Origin of the sequence: Clostridium beijerinckii, assembly GCF_018223745.1 — a bacterium.
Classification (GTDB): domain Bacteria; phylum Bacillota; class Clostridia; order Clostridiales; family Clostridiaceae; genus Clostridium; species Clostridium beijerinckii.
In genome coordinates, this window is record NZ_CP073653.1 from 3,539,140 (window position 1) to 3,556,021 (window position 16,882).

The 16,882-nt window shown below is 28.9% G+C and carries 12 protein-coding genes; 4 read left to right on the top strand and 8 right to left on the bottom strand.

The window, feature by feature from the left end:
• Positions 1 to 87: 87 nt before the first annotated feature.
• Positions 88 to 3,222 (bottom strand): MMPL family transporter, encoded by a 3,135-nt coding sequence (locus KEC93_RS15860; RefSeq protein ID WP_077867791.1) that lies wholly within the window; start codon positions 3,220 to 3,222, stop codon positions 88 to 90.
• Between the two features lie 449 nt (positions 3,223 to 3,671).
• Positions 3,672 to 4,625, bottom strand: coding sequence for a flavodoxin family protein (locus tag KEC93_RS15865; protein WP_077867792.1), 954 nt, complete (start codon positions 4,623 to 4,625; stop codon positions 3,672 to 3,674).
• Between the two features lie 416 nt (positions 4,626 to 5,041).
• On the opposite strand from KEC93_RS15865, the gene KEC93_RS15870 reads away from it, so the two are divergent.
• Positions 5,042 to 6,298 (top strand): PucR family transcriptional regulator, encoded by a 1,257-nt coding sequence (locus tag KEC93_RS15870; RefSeq protein WP_077867793.1) that lies wholly within the window; start codon positions 5,042 to 5,044, stop codon positions 6,296 to 6,298.
• 303 nt (positions 6,299 to 6,601) lie between these two features.
• On the opposite strand, the gene KEC93_RS15875 is transcribed toward KEC93_RS15870, so the two are convergent.
• Positions 6,602 to 6,811: an alpha/beta-type small acid-soluble spore protein gene (locus KEC93_RS15875; RefSeq protein ID WP_023974968.1), complete on the bottom strand. Its 210-nt coding sequence runs from the start codon at positions 6,809 to 6,811 to the stop codon at positions 6,602 to 6,604.
• Between the two features lie 1,021 nt (positions 6,812 to 7,832).
• Between KEC93_RS15875 and KEC93_RS15880 the strand changes: the two genes are divergently transcribed.
• Together KEC93_RS15880 and KEC93_RS15885 are read left to right on the top strand one after the other, a co-directional pair.
• On the top strand, positions 7,833 to 8,738 hold the full coding sequence (locus tag KEC93_RS15880; protein WP_039773385.1) for a YIEGIA family protein: 906 nt from the start codon (positions 7,833 to 7,835) through the stop codon (positions 8,736 to 8,738).
• A gap of 15 nt (positions 8,739 to 8,753) precedes the next feature.
• Positions 8,754 to 8,960, top strand: a complete 207-nt coding sequence (locus KEC93_RS15885) for a capping complex subunit for YIEGIA (RefSeq protein WP_012059301.1) — start codon at positions 8,754 to 8,756, stop codon at positions 8,958 to 8,960.
• A 124-nt stretch (positions 8,961 to 9,084) separates the two neighbouring features.
• On the opposite strand, the gene KEC93_RS15890 is transcribed toward KEC93_RS15885, so the two are convergent.
• A complete protein-coding gene (locus tag KEC93_RS15890) occupies positions 9,085 to 9,855 on the bottom strand; it encodes a hypothetical protein (protein ID WP_039773386.1) in 771 nt (256 codons plus the stop codon).
• Between the two features lie 293 nt (positions 9,856 to 10,148).
• Between KEC93_RS15890 and KEC93_RS15895 the strand changes: the two genes are divergently transcribed.
• Positions 10,149 to 10,667 (top strand): methyltransferase family protein, encoded by a 519-nt coding sequence (locus KEC93_RS15895; protein WP_017213123.1) that lies wholly within the window; start codon positions 10,149 to 10,151, stop codon positions 10,665 to 10,667.
• Between the two features lie 247 nt (positions 10,668 to 10,914).
• Here the strand turns inward: KEC93_RS15895 and KEC93_RS15900 are convergent, their stop codons facing one another.
• The 4 genes from KEC93_RS15900 to deoC all read right to left on the bottom strand — a co-directional run bounded on the left by KEC93_RS15900 (position 10,915) and on the right by deoC (position 16,788).
• The gene (locus KEC93_RS15900; protein ID WP_242986346.1) at positions 10,915 to 11,196 is read right to left on the bottom strand and encodes a glutaredoxin; all 282 of its coding nucleotides are present in this window, start codon (positions 11,194 to 11,196) and stop codon (positions 10,915 to 10,917) included.
• Between the two features lie 872 nt (positions 11,197 to 12,068).
• A complete protein-coding gene (locus KEC93_RS15905; RefSeq protein WP_077867794.1) occupies positions 12,069 to 13,337 on the bottom strand; it encodes an APC family permease in 1,269 nt (422 codons plus the stop codon).
• Between the two features lie 173 nt (positions 13,338 to 13,510).
• Positions 13,511 to 15,220 carry a methyl-accepting chemotaxis protein gene (locus tag KEC93_RS15910; RefSeq protein ID WP_077867795.1) on the bottom strand — a complete coding sequence of 570 codons (1,710 nt, stop codon included), beginning with the start codon at positions 15,218 to 15,220 and terminating at the stop codon, positions 13,511 to 13,513.
• Positions 15,221 to 16,137: 917 nt separating this feature from the next.
• Positions 16,138 to 16,788 (bottom strand): deoxyribose-phosphate aldolase, encoded by a 651-nt coding sequence (gene deoC / locus KEC93_RS15915; RefSeq protein ID WP_077868520.1) that lies wholly within the window; start codon positions 16,786 to 16,788, stop codon positions 16,138 to 16,140.
• Positions 16,789 to 16,882: the final 94 nt, after the last annotated feature.

Sequence of the window (16,882 nt, forward strand, 5' to 3'; positions counted from 1 at the left end):
TATACCTATATCTATATAGTATATACTTGTTGTAATGCAAAAAATAAAGGTGCCACAATTTTTTCGGCACCTTTATTTTGATTAAATCTATATTTCTTCTATATAATTATTATTTTTCATTGCTTGTGCAATTTCTTTCATTTTAGTATTCGATTTTTTTGAAATATCTTCTGATAGTGACATAAGCGCTGGTATTGCTATTGGAAGTAAAACAAAAGCTAATAGGAATAATCCTATAACAACAGCTATTGCAAGTTCCATTAATATAACAATATTCGAAGGATATAAAGTAGCGAAAGTTCCAGCTAAAATAATAGCTGCTGACATTACTACTGCACCTATTTTTCTTGATGCTAAAACTATAGCTTCTTTTGCAGAAATATTTGGATATTCCTTAAAACGCATCATCAAGAATATACTATAATCAACACCAAGTGCAGCTATCATTATAAATGAGAAGAAAGGAACATTCCAAGACAACCCTTCTGCTGCACTGCTAAATAACATTTTTGATATAAACGCTGTTGATGATAAAGCTGCATAATAAGCCACTCCAAGTGAACCTACTATATAAACTGGAATCCAAAATGACCTTATTACAATAACTAGTAATATAAATATAGCTCCTAATACTATTATTTGAGTAAAAGTTATATCATGTGTTGCAACATTACTTAAATCATTAGAATTAGCTGTTGCCCCTGCAACTCCATATTTTACATTAGAAAGCTTTGTACCACTGAGGTTATTTTGAACTACAGTACTTATATTATCTATAAGATTAATTGAAGAATCAGAATATGGCTCTGAATCTAAAGTTATAGTTAACTTCGCTATTTTTCTATCTTTAGACATATATGCATCAAACATTTTACTTATATCTGAATTACTAAAAGCTTCATCTGGTATATAAAAACTTTTTGTATTAGTAAGCTGATTTAAAAAATCGTTACTCTTATCAATTCCATTTGATATACTAGACAATCCATTACTGCTTCCGTTTAATCCATCCTTTAGTTTTGTCATTCCTCCACTAAGATTATTTAATCCATTGTATAAGGAATCTTGTCCTGTTTTAATTTTATCAGCACCATTTTTTAGTTGCGACATACTTGAAATAACTTGTTCTTGTCCAGCACTACCTTGCTTTAATCCATTAGAAAGTGCTTTGGCACCATTCTCAAGTTCATTAATACCTTTTGCAAACTCTGAATCTGAACTTGTACTAGCAATAACTGTTTTTAAACCATCATTGACCTGATTCAAGCCTGAAGTAAGTTTATCGTAGTTATTATTAGCAGTATTCATTGCTGAAGTAATGCTATCTAGTGAAGAACCTAATTTGTTAATCATCTCTTTAAGTGCTGCTACATCTGGATCATTTGGTAATTTTTCATCAACTTTTGCGATACTTCCTTGCATCATTGATGACATCTGCTTTAATTGACTTATAGATGTCTCTAGGGACTTATATCCTTCTCCAAGTGTATTATATCCATTGTTTATTTCTGTGATTTTGCTTGAAATATTATTAAGTCCACCATTTATTTGAGCTAAGCCTGATTTAAGCTGCCCTATACCTGATGCTAGGTTATCTGCACCATTTGCTCCTTGTGCAATTCCATCATTGATTTTTACTAATCCATTAGTTATTGCATCCATTCCACCTTCAAGATTACCAGTACCTTCAGATAGATTTTTAACTGATGAAAAATCTGGAGCTGATAGACTGTTATCCATCTTGTTTAATCCATCCTTAACCTTTCCAATCCCATCATTTGCACTAGATAATCCATTCACTACAGTATCTGTCTGCTTATTTGTATAAAAATTATCTATTATAGTTCCCATAGGCTGAGTTGGTCCTGATACTTCTTTTATTCCCTTTACTCCTTTAAGCTTTTCAGTAATATTATCTATAACTGCTAAATCTTCATTATTGTCCAAAGGTTCATCGCTTTCTAAAACAACAGTAGTCTGCATAACCTTTCCTGCACTGAACTTGTCTGTAATAATATTAAAGCCTTTTACAGATTCATTTGAATCACTTAAATCCTTAATATTATCAAAAGATAATTTATTTGCATTAAGTGCTATTACAGGAGTAAGTATTGCTGCAACAACTAACAATGAAACTACTGGATGCTTAACTGACATTGAAGTTATTCTTCCCCATAAACCACTTTCTTTATGACCACTTGCTTGTTTAGAAGGCCAAAATAACTTACTACCTAATAATTTCATAGCTATAGGAGTAAAAGTAAACATTTCTACTAAAAGAATAGCTATGCCTATAGCAACAGCATTAGCTGATCTATATATAGAAAATTGTACAAAAGTTAAACTTGCAAAAGCCATTAAAACTGTTAAGCCGCTATATAATATTGTCTTACCTGAAGTTTTATAACTGTTTATAATAGCTTCATCTATAGTTAATCCATTAGATAACTCTTCTTTAAATCTATTAAGTAAGAGTATATGATAATCTGTTCCAATTCCAAAAAGTACTAAACATATGAACATTTGAGTGAAACTTGTAATAGGAAAATTAAATTTATTAACTAGCACACCTATAATACCCATTGATGATACATATGATACCCCTACTGCTAGAAGCGTTACTAAAGGTGTAACAACTGAACGGAACATAAGCACTAGTACAACTAATATAAACCCTATAGTTATTAAAGCACTTTTATCAACACTCTTTGCTACTTCATTTTGATAATCATTATTTATGGCAAGCGAACCTGTGATATAATGATTTACCTTAACATCTTTGATTTCATTATTAAAATCTTGTATTACAGCATTACTATCTCTTTCACCTTTATCAAAGGAAATTGATACAAGTACAGTTGTATTATCTTTTGATATCATTTGATCTTTTGCTTCAGGCTTACTGAATGGATCTATAATATCATTTATTTTCAATTTTTCTTTATTTTCATTTAATTTATCTATACCTTGTTCAATATCATTCAGATCATCATCTGAGAGTTCCTTATCGCTATTAAATACTAATAACAATGAATCTCCTTTAGAATCACCCATTTTATTTATCATTTCTTGAGCAACTACAGATGGTGAGTTTTCACTTATAGTAGCTCCACCCTTCTGACTTAGTACCGCATTAAAATTTGGTTGATTAATTACGAATACTATTGTGGCTATAATCCATATAAGCAATATACTAAAACGATGCTTTAATATTTTTCTCATAAATTCATCCTCCGTTAATAGTCATTGTTTTGTCGACATGTGTATATTATATTTTGATGGATTTCTCATTTCAATCATCAATATTATAAAAGCTTGTTGGATATAAGACACATTAATAAAAACTGTCGAATAACTTACGAAATACTGTGTATAATAATTTAAGTAATTTATGAAAAGAATAGAATGAATAATATTCAATATCCTGTTCAGGAAAATTTATATGATAAATTTCTACTTAAAACTTAATATGATTTTTTCAAGATGTGAATGCATTTTCTCTTTTATTTTATCTTAATCTGCATTATTTATAATTTATGTAAGCAGACCGTACTTGACTTTAATGCAACTTTCTACGAAATAAAAAAATGAACAACGCCATTAAATGACATCATTCATTTTCTAATGTTATAACCTTTGTAAACTACATATATCTAGTAATACGACATTAATTATTTATTGATTTCAATTGTAGGGAACTTTAATTCCTTATACTTTGCAAATTTTTCCTTAACAACTGCCAAATTCTCGTCTGTATAGAAACCACCCTGTGTATGCATAATCTCCTTTACATGATGTCCTCTGCCTTCAACAGATGTACGATCACGAATCAATCCATCTTCTTGGATAACAAATTTCCATTTTCCGTCTTCTGTCTTCTCTAAGTTTCCACCAGCACCACAAACTTGACATTCAACTGGGTAATGTAGCCCGTCCCATTGCACTTCTCCAAGAATTAATGCATTTGAATGGCAATGTGGACACCATCCCATACCTTCATCTCCAAGCCATGTTCTTTCCCCTACTGGAGTATTTAATGATTTCATTATATTTTCACCCATTTTATGAGCACGTTCTATCATATCATCGTATAATAAGCACTGTTTTGGTGCTGGAACTCTTGTTGCTAAATACATATCAACTACTTTAAAATCATTTGTAAAACATGTAGCCTGCATGCTTTCAAGTGCCATTGACTGCCAAGAACGAGTAGATCCCCCAACTGCAATTAAACCTGCAACTCTATCCTTATGCTCAATTGCACCAATAAATTCTAAGAATGCTGATTCATATGCTAGATTTCTATGCATAAATTTTGAAAATGTTGCTGTTGGCATTAAGTCATATGTTGGTGCAGTTGCAATTATAGCATCTACATTTAGCATCACTTTCATAATTTCTTCCTTATCATCTTTTTTGCTTAATGTACAACCAACATTTTTTCCATTACTCATCCCATGTGTACAAGCTGTACACCCTGAACATTCCATAATATTATAATCTCTTAAATTAATCATCTTAACATCTGCACCTTGTTCTTGACATGCAAGTAATGCTTCCTTTAATAAGATTTCTGAATTTGAATCTTTTCTTCCTGCTGTAATACCTAATACTGTAAAACTCATTAATACTTCTCCTTCAATAGCTCAATATTTTGTTAAAATTAGTTTATACTTTTGCATTTTCTAATTATAATCTAATATAGATACCTAATTAAGACCTGAACTTATGCATATGACTCGCCGAAATGAATAACATACTTTTGTTCCATTTTAGCTTGTCAAACTGAAAGTTGGAGCATGCTAAAGTGGATACAACCTGCTGCTTAGAAGCTTCAGCGATATTTTCATAGCTTTTCGGAACAAAATATTTATGATTTCGGTAAGTTACTACATAAATTTAGAAATTGCAAAAACAAACGATTTACCATAATTTTAGCATTATAGAAAATGTCATTCATCAAAAATAAGTCTTAAAATAATGCCCTTAAGTTTATAATGTTTAGACATTTTTTCAATTTAAACGAAATAAGGAGAATTTAATGAAAAAGGAATACGATTTATATAAGAAAAGATATGAACTTTATGATAGTTTATTTGTTCAAAATAATATTGATGATATTCTTAGCATAGCTGAGAACTTTTTAGGAAATCCTATTTTTATTTTAGATACAAGCTATCGACTCATCACTCGTTCTAATCTAGCTAAGTGTGAAAATTCAAGTATTGAAACCCATAATGGTGAAGATTATTTATTATCAGGTATTATTAGTTTAATGAAAGAAAATAAATGCATGGATACTATTTATAAAACAAATAATTCATTTTTTCATTATTCCGATGAAAATTTAATATTTTGCTCTATTAAAGTTAATGGAATTTCAATAGGATATATAAGTGTTCTTCAACGTAATCGTGATTTTGAAGATGAAGATTTAGAACTTACAAATATATTATCCAATTTACTTTCTATTCAAATACAAAAAGAAAATCTATTTATAAGTAATTCAGGTTTAGATGAGGAATATTATTTGATGGATTTATTGGTAAATGACATAGATAATTTGGAATATGCCAGTGAACGCTTAAAATATAGTAGCTTTACTTTAAGTAAATGCAATCTAATCCTTTCAATCCCCTTCAAACAGAAATATGAGGATTATAGACATAACTTTGGATTAAGAGAATTAATTCAAAGACTTAAAGGTATACTTGGAAATTGTATCTCAACTTATTATAAGGATACAATTATTTTTCTTATTAGCAGTGATAATGAACAAATTATCAGTGAATACATAAAAGAGAATCTATTAGAATTTTTAAAACTAAATAATTTAAGATGTGGAGCTAGTATTAATTTTAATAATTTATTGGATATAAAAGATTACTTTAAGCAATCAATATGCGCTTTAAAGCTATCATCATATATGAAAATCCATAGTAATATAAGTTATTTTGAAGATTACATTGAATATTATCTTATTCATATATCTGCAAGTTCAAAAGAAAATAATGATTTACCTAGAATTGATATAACAACCTTAGTTAACCCTCTAATAAAAAAGCTTATTAAATACGATGAGAAGAATAAAACTGAATTATTTATAACCCTAAAAACTTACTTAGAATGTAATAGAAATGCCAATCATACATCAAATAAATTAAATATACATAGAAGCACATTATTTTATCGTTTTAATAAGATTCAAAGTTTACTTGATATTTCTTTGGAAGACAGTAATAATTTATTTAAATTAGAATTATCAATTAAAATTTTAAATTACAATGAATTTTCTTAAGCTTTACCTAAATATTATGTAACAACTTTTAATACTGCCTAATATATTGTTAGTATAACAAATGATTTTGATTAACAAAGGATAAATGGGCTATGAAAAAGTGTTGCAAAAAATTTTGCAAGACTTGCTCTAATGTATATTCAATTTAAATTCTGTATTAATTTAAATAAAGGCAAGTATATTATATTAAAAAAATAGACCTAAAAGATTTGTTAATTCAATCTTTTAGGTCTTGTTGTTTAAGATATAAAATTTCGCTTTATATCTTAAACAACTATTTTCATGCTCTTAGTCTTATGCTTATTACTTAAGACCTTGTTCGTAATCTTCGATCATATGTTTTACCATATATCCGCCAACATATCCATTTTGTCTTGAAGAAAGGTTTCCTTTATCCATGCTTTCATAATTGCTTAATCCAACTTCTGAAGCAACCTCAGTTTTTAATCTGTTTAATCCTTGTTTTGCTTCTGGTACTAATGTTCTATTTCTTCCACTATTATTTGATGACATATACATCTACCTCCCTTAATTAATATAAATTTTGCTTGGCAGTAATATATTAACCAGTATGATAATTTATAACCTATAAAAATACTAGTAAAAGTAGCACCTATAGCTTGTATTACATACTTTTCCTTGTTTAAGAATTATATTTCATTTAAGTCCATAATCTCCTATTAGTTCACCTTGTAAATATTAATTTTTTAATAGATGTTTACGATCATATTTTTTATCCTAATATAGAAATATTTCCATACCAATTAGAATTTTCAGGGATATTTTCATAGCTTTTTGGAACAAAGTATTTATGATTTCTTCGGTAAGTTACCAAATAAATTTGAAACTTATATAGATAAACAATTTAAGAATTTCATTTAAACTTTGCAATAAATACCATACTAGAAAGCAGAAACATTTTTATGAAACAGGCATTGAAAATGAGCTGTTAAAAGCCCTTAATTGTAGGTTATTCCCAATTCTTGTCACAATGAAATTTGGAGCAAGCATTAGCGGTAAAACCTGCAATTTAGTTCTTTCAGTGAAATTTTCATAGTCCTGTGAAATAAAAATATCTCTTCTTTTGGTGGATGATTGAATAAGCCTAAGTATAGTTTATAAAATATCTTCCAACCAGAAATGAGTGATATACTTTTGTGGAATGTTTCATTGGTAATTTTGATGGATGTGATTCTTTGGCTATAAGTTGTTCCAAATGTGCTAGTTCAAAAAGTGAGAATCGAAATTTTATATTTCGTTCTTCGAACTTTCTCTGTGAGCGCTTGTTCTTTGAGACTAGCACTTTGGGCGCAACTTTATAGCCTTAGAATCACCCATCATAATTTCCTTAGAAACTGGAGCAACAGCATAATTCCTATTTCGGCGAGTTGTATGCATAAGTTCAAGTTATATACTGTTTATCTATATAGGTCTCAAATTTCAAGATAATTGTATATTTTTTATATATAATGCAGAAAATTAATATATAAAATTGGTTATTTATATTCTAACTACTAAATATTCGGAGGCTCATATGGAAAAAGAAATCCTTTCTCAGTATTATATATTTTTAATCTTAATACCAATACTATGTGGTACTGTTGCTAGATATATTACCCTAGTAGTTGATTACAGGCAGTATCCCAGCTATCCAAATGGATATTTAATTCATTTAGTAGCTGGATTCATATCTTCTGGAATAGGCGCTATTGCAATTCCAGCCATTCTCGAAAGGAACTTTGAAGCAATAACATTCCTAGTTCTTGCTACTGAGCAGTTTAGAGAAGTACGAAAAATAGAGAAAGAAAGTCTTCAAGATCTTGATAATGTGGAACATGTTTTTAGAGGAGAAGCTTACATTGATGGCATTGCCAAAACTTTTGAAGCGAGAAATTATTTATCATTGTTAGTTTCTTTTTTAACTAGCTTAACCATGCACCTTGTGCCTCATAACATCATTCTAATAAATATATTAAGCGGTATTTTAGCTGGAGGAATAATTTTTTATATACTCAAAAATTTTTCAAAAGGTAAATCTATCGGGGATATTGCTCAAGTAAAGCTAGCCAAAATAACTGTAAAAAATTCCGAACTCTATGTGGATGATATATTTGTTACAAATCATTTAGGTACAGATAGGGCAAGGAATTTAGTTAAAGATGGTGGCATGGCAGCTATAATTTATCCAAATGAAAGGCACTTCAACAGAATAATTGATCACCACGGTCAAAGGCAGGCCATAATATTTGAAGCGTGCAGAATGTTAGGACTAAAAAGATATCACTATACTAAATGTGACTACGAAACAGGAAGAGTCGCTGTTATGCTAGTTCCAATAATTTATAATGAAGGCTCTTTTATAGAAACAATAAAGAAAACCCCTCTTTTAGAGAGTATAAAAAAGAGTTCTAGTTTAATGAAATCTAATCTTAATAAATAGAAAGGCAGGAATACCATGGGTACAGATTTTTATAATACTGGTTATGAAATAATAGCATATATAACCCTATCTAAAGATAGGGCACAAAATGGAAACCCCTTAATTTTAGTTGCCCAAACTCAAGAGGAGCAAAAGCAGTTAACTGATGATATTTCAAAGGCTTTAAGGGCAGAAGTAGTTCAACTTACTTGCGGCGATTATATGATTATTAGCAAAAACTAACTAAATAAACCTAGTGGCATGCTCAAGATAATTGACATTAAAACTGATATTTGAATACCTAATGCTGACAGCAGTGATTATGCTTTAACATTTAGAAATATATAATTCACGATACACAGTTCTATTAGAAACAATTTTTATCTATTGGAAATTTTATATTTAATCCTGCTAAATAAAGATTTACCGGTATAGGTGTTGCATAATTATTATTTGGAAAATATAATCCTGGATCGCCTTCTAACCTATTTAATGCCAATAATATAGTATAATTAAGTTCTGTTATATTTATTTGATAGTTTACAAAAGTCGCAATAGCATTGCCATTAGATATAACGAATGTTAACATATAATTAAATTCTGCTGCATTTTTTGATTGAGACTCGTTATCTCCTTCGCTTTTATCTGACTTCTCACCCATTTCATCCTTTTGGGATTCCTTGGATTTTTCATTCATTTCTGCATCAGATTGATTTTCTTCATTATTTTCTTCACATATATTTTGAAGACATTCATGTATTAGTAAATCAATCTTTTCATCTGGGTGAATTGGTTTAGTTTTGTCATACTTAATGACACCCATTTGAACTTGATTAATAAATAGACCAATTATAAATGTTGTAATGCTAATCTCAACATTAGTTTCAAGAGCTTCACCTAAACTGCCTGTAGTACCATTATTTGAAGCACTTGTAGTAATAAATGTATATATTTTATTAGCATTTCTATAAATCAACTCTCCATCTAATACCAATATATTTTCATTTTCTAAATATTCCGCACATGGTGGAATAACTGCATCTGCAAATGGATTGGGATTGCATTGCGATTTCCTTTGTTTATTTGTTTTCTTACTACCTCTACATTTTCTATCTTTCTTACATTTACACTTCTTCATATGTATCCCTAATTACAATTAATATAATAATATAGTATGAATCATCATTATATTATGCTCACTAAAATCCCACAAAATTAATTCATAAAAACTTTATAGTTCAAAGCAATGTAGCATATTCATATACCAAAGTAAAAGATTTAAAAAATAGAGAACTAATTCATGTGTGAGATTTTGTAAGTTATGTTATAATAAGTATTATACAGGACTATAATCTAATGAACAATGGTTAGAAAAGGCGAACTAACTAAAATAGAAATGATATAGAGCAAAAAACTAAAAGGTGGGGTAAAATGAATGCATTTTTGACAGTAATACCACTAATACTTATTAGGTATGGGATTTTAAGTATAATAGACAAAGAATCACTTAAACGTGCGGGTTTCTTTGCTCCATTAATCGGAAGAGAAAAAGTAGCATTCTGGGTTTATCAAATTACAACCGTACTTATTTTACTATACCCACTATTACTCAAAATCAAAACTGACTCTGATTGGTTTTACATAGGTTTAGGAGTATATAGTTTAGGAATTATTTTATATGCCGTATCTATAGTAAATTATGCTAAGCCTAAAATGAATGGAATAAATTTAAACGGATTATACCGAGTATCCCGCAATCCTATGTACATTGCATATTTTATTTATTTTTTAGGGTGTGCATTGCTAACACATTCCTTGATATTACTTGCGTTATTAATCTGTTTTCAAGTATCCGCACACTGGATTATTCTTTCAGAAGAAAGATGGTGTATTAAGAAATTCGGAGAAGAGTATATAAAATATATGAATAAAGTGAGACGTTATATTTAGGCCGTTGTGATATAACTCTATTATTCAAGTTATGGTTTGTGTTCTTCTTATATTATTCACCAAAGAAAATATTTGTAATGTAGTACATATACAATATTGAGCATTATAGGTGGACAATCCACCTATAATTTTCAAGGCTATATTTCAACATTATCTTAAAACATAGCCTATTTATTAATAATGAAATCCTGTTTTTTATCCATTTGACTAGCATACAATCTAAAAATCCTCTACTATGTAAACTCCCCTATCTATTTTTCATAGATTCTTCTATTGCATAATTTTTATCAAGTGTTATAACTCCATTATCCAAAACAAAACATGGTATCCCTATTCTCTTTTCATCTTTAACATCATCAAATAGTGAATTTTCATCACGAATTGCAACAAATTCCTTCAAAGCTTTTATATCTTCGCAAAAATCTCTATAATCAAAGTTAATATTTTTTTCTTTTAGTTCCTCTATAGCCTTTAGTGTAGATGGACACACATTACTTCCATAAATCTTCATAATAAAATATCCTTTCATTTGTATCTTTTGCTTTCTTAAAAATATTTTTACTGTGGTTCATGATTCTTTATATAGATAAACAATATATAACTTAGACTTATGAAATAATCCACCGAAAGTAAAAACATTGTTATTTCACAGGACTATGAAAATTTCGCTGAAAGTGCTAAATTGAAGGTTGCACCACTAATGCTTGCTCCCAATTTCATTGTGACAAGCATTAGTTGAACAACCTACAATTAAAAACTTTTAACAGCTCATTTTCAATGCCTGCTACATAAAAATGTTTCTACTTTCTAGTATGGTATTTATTGCAAAGTGCAAATCAAATTCTTAAGTTGTTTATCTATATAGGTATCTAGCTCTAAAATTAAATTTATGTGGTAACTTACCAAAATCATAAATGTTTTGTTCCATTTTAGCTTATCAAACTAAGAATTGGAGTATACTAAAATGAAACAAACGCTAGCGAAAACTCGACTCATATTCGTTCGTTTAGTAAACAATTCTTACCAAATCAAAGATGCACTGTTACGACCCTTGTAGTTACAAATATATTTATGATTTCTAGTGAAGATACGAACTTAAAGTCTTAGCAACTTTGTAAATATATTCATCTAATAAGAAGAATCTAATCCCCATACTTCAATAATTATTTTTTTCAAAATAATTATATTTATACTTTTTGATACCATAAATCAAATTTGAAATATCAAAATAATGTACATATAGATACAATTACAAGATATATTTATACTATGAAATATATCCAAACTAGAAATAAGAATTATGCTTTTGTAACCACAAGGGTCATAATATGAAATGTTTCATTAGAAACTGGAACAACAGCATGATCCTTATTTCGGTTAGCTGCATAATAAACAGCTAATTTAGCTTTCTTTTAAAAATCTTTTTTTTAATTTTTGCTGAAATTGTGGCATGCTCTTATACATGCTCATTAGACTCACTACAACCAACAGTGTCCATCCTAATAGTGATGAAAATGCTAGTAATATAACTAATATTATAATCAACAATATTATTGATATTTTTAAGATGATACCATCTATACATTTGAGACTAGCAATAAGTCCAAGAAGTGCATTACATATAAAAAATGTATTTGCAATTCCTACTGTCCATTCTACAGTAATATAATTGTAGTGAATAAGGACAATAAGTATGCAATGAAATATAGTTAATACTAATAAAGCTCTTTTAGGCGATCTCTCTGATTCTTTCTTTCTTAAAAAAGCAGGAAGCATGCCATTTTCTGCTCTTGCAGCCATTTGTCTTGTAACAGCACCTAATATCATGATCAATGTGGCATAACACAATCCAGCCGCTACAATTCCCATAACAATATAAGATAAGTTACCGAATAAAGGAATAAGAATCAAACTCACATTAATGTCTGTTTCTTTTGTAATAATTTGATTTCCTAAACTGTTCTGCAAAGCAAAAGTAGTCAATAAATATATAAAAATAACAGCTGATAAACTTATTTTCATAGCACGCATAAGCGTTTTCTCTGGATTCATGACCTCTTCAACATAACTTCCAATTACTTCCCACCCTATAATTGCCCAAAATAATAGCAGAAGCGTAGATCCAAGAGTTGTAATTGGTGGCATACCACTTGGAAAAGTTACATTATCTTGCTTTAAAAGATTAAAAACACTGCCTATAATAAGAATAAGTCCAGTAAGTGAAGATAGTACTAAAGTAACCTTTCCCATTGCAGTTATTCCCATTAATAGCACAGCTATATTAAGAAATAATAATATAAAAATTACAAGAGTCCTGTAATTATTTGCTCCCTGAAACATGTTACAAATAAATCCAGAAGCCGTATATAAAACAGCTACAGTTCCAAAGCAGACAGCTGCTGTTAAATAATTCGAAGATAATTCCCTAAAATTTTGTCCAAGCTTCTCACCAATTACCACATTCACCCCTTCATTACTCAAAGTTAATATGCTCATTTTTGTAAATATGTAAGCAAATATAATACCCATAAGCATAGTTATTATCCAAGCAATAATCGCTTTGTCTCCAATCATATGAATCGCAATAGGTGGTAAAAGTACAATACCTGAACCTAAAATTGGACCTATCATCAGTCCACTTATAGAAATAGTATTTAGTTTTTTATTCATTTTTCCCCTCCTTGGTGTTGATTATCTTATTATAAGAGGGATTAATCCATTTGTAAAATTGAAATTTTAAATGCAGCATATCAATAATTTTGATGATTAAAAATTTTCTATTTAACAAAACAATCCAAATGATCTTAGTTATGTCTAAGATTCACTTGGATTGTTAAACCTATTTATATTTTGAAATTTAAAACTAATTCAGTTAATTTTTCTGCTGTTTCTGCTTGATCTTGAGCTACTCTAGCAACCTGTTCTATTGCTTTATTAGTTTCATCTATACCTACTTTAATTTCCTCCGAACTGTTTTTAGTATCTTTCATATTTTCAGCAATAGTTTGTACAACTTCAGAAATCTCTTCTGTAGATGCATTTAACTCCTGTGACATTGATGCAATATTTTGTGATAAATCACTAATATATGCAGCATCATTTTCATATTTATTTCCTGTCTCAATCAATAAATCATAATCTTTTTTAACATTCTCATTAACAAAATGTAGTACCTCCTTTGAATTACCTGATAGATTATTAAAGGCAGCCTGGACATTTGAAACTACATTTTGAATATTCTTAACATAATCTGCTGATTGCTCAGCAAGTATCCTTACTTCATTTGCAACCACTGCAAATCCTTTTCCTTGTTCTCCAGCCCTTGCAGCTTCAATATTTGCATTCAAGGCTAATAAATTTGTCTGTTCTGCTATTGATGCTATTGATTGTGCAATTATACCTATTTCACTAACTACTTTTCCTTGCTCTATTGCATTAAGTATATTATTTTGCTTTTCTTCATACAATTCATCTGTAGCTTTCATAGAGTTAATTCCAGTTTCCTTTACTTCAGTAGCTCTTTCTTTAATTTCGATAGACTGATGACTACTTTCAGTTGAATTCGAAGCCAGCTGAGTTATTCCAGAATTAACTTCTTCCATTGTTGAAGCCAACTCTTCTGTAATTGAATTTATGCCTTGTATATTTTCTACTATTCCAGATGTGTTCTTATCTATGCTTTCAAAATTGCTTGATAATTCTTCTAACGTAGCAGATAATTCTTCACTAGATGCTGTTACACCTTGAGCCTGAATCACAATATTTTCAATCACTGATTTAATTTTTTCTTTTGCATTATTTAATGCCCTAATTAATAATCCTAATTCATCATTGTTTTTACTTTCTATTGAATATGTTAAATCTCCGTTTCCTAAAGCTTCAGCAAATAATAAACCCTTTTTAATCATCATCGATATATATATTGATAATCCTGTCCCTATAATAAGCGCCAAAATAATCCCTACTATTAGAATTGCATGCATTATATGAGTTGTTGTACGATAGTTTTCTTTTGCACTGCTATAAGCTTCATCTGCTTGTTTTTGGTTTATTTCAACCAAGTTATCAAGATGTTTTGATATAATTTCTGTGGTTTGGTTAATTTCAGATAATTTAATTTTTGCTTCTGAATAATTCCCATTTTTGAGTAACTCAAAAAGATTGTCTTTTTCAGTTGCAAACTTATCTCCTAAAATAGAATTAAGATCATCAAACTCTTTCTTCTCATCAGTCGACATACTACTATTACCAAAAGCTTCAACTACAGCTGAATTTTTAGTTTTGATTTTATCAAGTTGTTGTAGCGCTGTTTGCACCTTGGAATTATCCTGTTCTAGAACTAGATCATTAACAATTTTAATTTCAATTAAAAAATTCTCTTTAACCGAATGTATTTCATCAATACTTTTTAAATTATCAGAATATATTTGTTCCATACTACTCTCAGTATTTAATAGACCAAACTTTCCGAAGAAACCAGTTATTCCAATTAGTATAACCATACTCATAAAGCCAATTAACAATTTTGTTTTTATTGATAAATTCTTTATCATCAGTATACCATCTCCCTCTTATAGTAAAATTTTAAAGTTTATAATAATTTGCAGCTTATTTCAACCCCTTACTAAATTATATTTTATCAAAAATTGTTAAAATATAATAGCATTTCGACATAAATTTTTCTAGTTATGACAGTTTTATATTTTTTTTATTTATATATATTGCAATTCACAATGCACATTTCACATTTCACAATTATGGCTAAAATTCTTGTAATATTTTTAGAATTATTATGAAGAATTATTTTTACAACATATATATATTTTTTTTATTATCATACTACTAATTTAGATTATAAATATTTAGTTTTTAACCACATATACCTATACATTTCCTTTTTATACAAAGTGTGCATCATAGAGTGTAGTTATGTAATGTTTTATTTTTTACAATGAAATTAAATAGGCTAGTTATTCATTTGCATAACTAACCTATTAAAATTTTACTCATTTATAGAATTTATATTAATCCTATCTCCAAATTTTGTTAGCGTGTTTTTTATTTTGAAGAAGTGAAAGCTTCTATAACACCAGTTTCCTTATCTTCTGTTATTGCTCCTCCACATCTTTTTTTAATGCATATCTCTTGTTCGGTTTAATTATAGGAAATTATTGTTACAGTTCTGTAACAGAGATTTATCAATAATGTTACAGATTATATAAATAAATCTAAAAATTATAATCTCTTCATTTTAATTCACATTAATCCTGATATAGTTTTATCTCACTACATTAGTTTAAAATAGCATAATTCTCTGCAAAAAAATCAAATTATTTTCCTTACTAAATCTTCTTTCATTTTCAGAGTAATATAAATAATAGAACCATGAATTATTTTTTGCCTCATGGTTCTATCTAGCTATTTATCACAATTTATCATTTTATCTTTTCTTTAGCTTATAGCCTAAAATTTATTTACTCTCATTAACAATTGCAATACTGTTGCTTGATCCTATTCTACTTGCTCCTACATTTATCATATCCATAGCAGCTTTGAAGTCTCTAACTCCACCTGATGCCTTTACGCCTAAATCTGGTCCAACAGTCTTTCTCATTAAAGCAATATCTTCCTTAGTTGCTCCACCAGTAGAAAATCCTGTTGATGTTTTAACAAAATCAGCTTTAGCTTCTTTAGCTATTTCACAAGCCTTAACTTTTTCTTCATCAGTTAATAAACATGTTTCAATAATAACTTTAACTAATGCTTTTCCTTTAGCTGCATTTACAACTGCTTCTATATCATCTTTAAGTAAACTATAATTTTTATCTTTTAATGCTCCAACATTTATAACCATATCTATTTCACTCGCACCATTTTCAATAGCTTGAGATGTTTCAAATGCTTTGGCTTCCTTTGTCATAGCTCCAAGTGGAAATCCTACTACAACACAAGTTTTTACTTCACTTCCTACAAGTTCAGTACTTACTAATTTTGCATAACATCCATTTACACAAACAGATGCAAAGCTATACTCTTTTGCTTCTCTGCAAAGCCTTTTTACATCTTCTTCTGCCGCCTCTGGTTTTAATATCGTATGATCCATATATTTAGCAATATTCATATTTCATTACTCCTTAAATTTATTTTATAACTATATATTTTACAATTCACAATTTACAATGCATAATTCATAATGCACAATACACATTTCGTAA

What these genes read in the sequence shown, in the direction of transcription:
- KEC93_RS15860 (WP_077867791.1), bottom strand. Translation starts at nt 3,222, where the DNA reads ATGAGAAAAATATTAAAGCATCGTTTTAGTATATTGCTTATATGGATT.
- KEC93_RS15865 (WP_077867792.1), bottom strand. Translation starts at nt 4,625, where the DNA reads ATGAGTTTTACAGTATTAGGTATTACAGCAGGAAGAAAAGATTCAAAT.
- KEC93_RS15870 (WP_077867793.1), top strand. Translation starts at nt 5,042, where the DNA reads ATGAAAAAGGAATACGATTTATATAAGAAAAGATATGAACTTTATGAT.
- KEC93_RS15875 (WP_023974968.1), bottom strand. Translation starts at nt 6,811, where the DNA reads ATGTCATCAAATAATAGTGGAAGAAATAGAACATTAGTACCAGAAGCA.
- KEC93_RS15880 (WP_039773385.1), top strand. Translation starts at nt 7,833, where the DNA reads ATGGAAAAAGAAATCCTTTCTCAGTATTATATATTTTTAATCTTAATA.
- KEC93_RS15885 (WP_012059301.1), top strand. Translation starts at nt 8,754, where the DNA reads ATGGGTACAGATTTTTATAATACTGGTTATGAAATAATAGCATATATA.
- KEC93_RS15890 (WP_039773386.1), bottom strand. Translation starts at nt 9,855, where the DNA reads ATGAAGAAGTGTAAATGTAAGAAAGATAGAAAATGTAGAGGTAGTAAG.
- KEC93_RS15895 (WP_017213123.1), top strand. Translation starts at nt 10,149, where the DNA reads ATGAATGCATTTTTGACAGTAATACCACTAATACTTATTAGGTATGGG.
- KEC93_RS15900 (WP_242986346.1), bottom strand. Translation starts at nt 11,196, where the DNA reads ATGAAAGGATATTTTATTATGAAGATTTATGGAAGTAATGTGTGTCCA.
- KEC93_RS15905 (WP_077867794.1), bottom strand. Translation starts at nt 13,337, where the DNA reads ATGAATAAAAAACTAAATACTATTTCTATAAGTGGACTGATGATAGGT.
- KEC93_RS15910 (WP_077867795.1), bottom strand. Translation starts at nt 15,220, where the DNA reads ATGATAAAGAATTTATCAATAAAAACAAAATTGTTAATTGGCTTTATG.
- deoC (WP_077868520.1), bottom strand. Translation starts at nt 16,788, where the DNA reads ATGAATATTGCTAAATATATGGATCATACGATATTAAAACCAGAGGCG.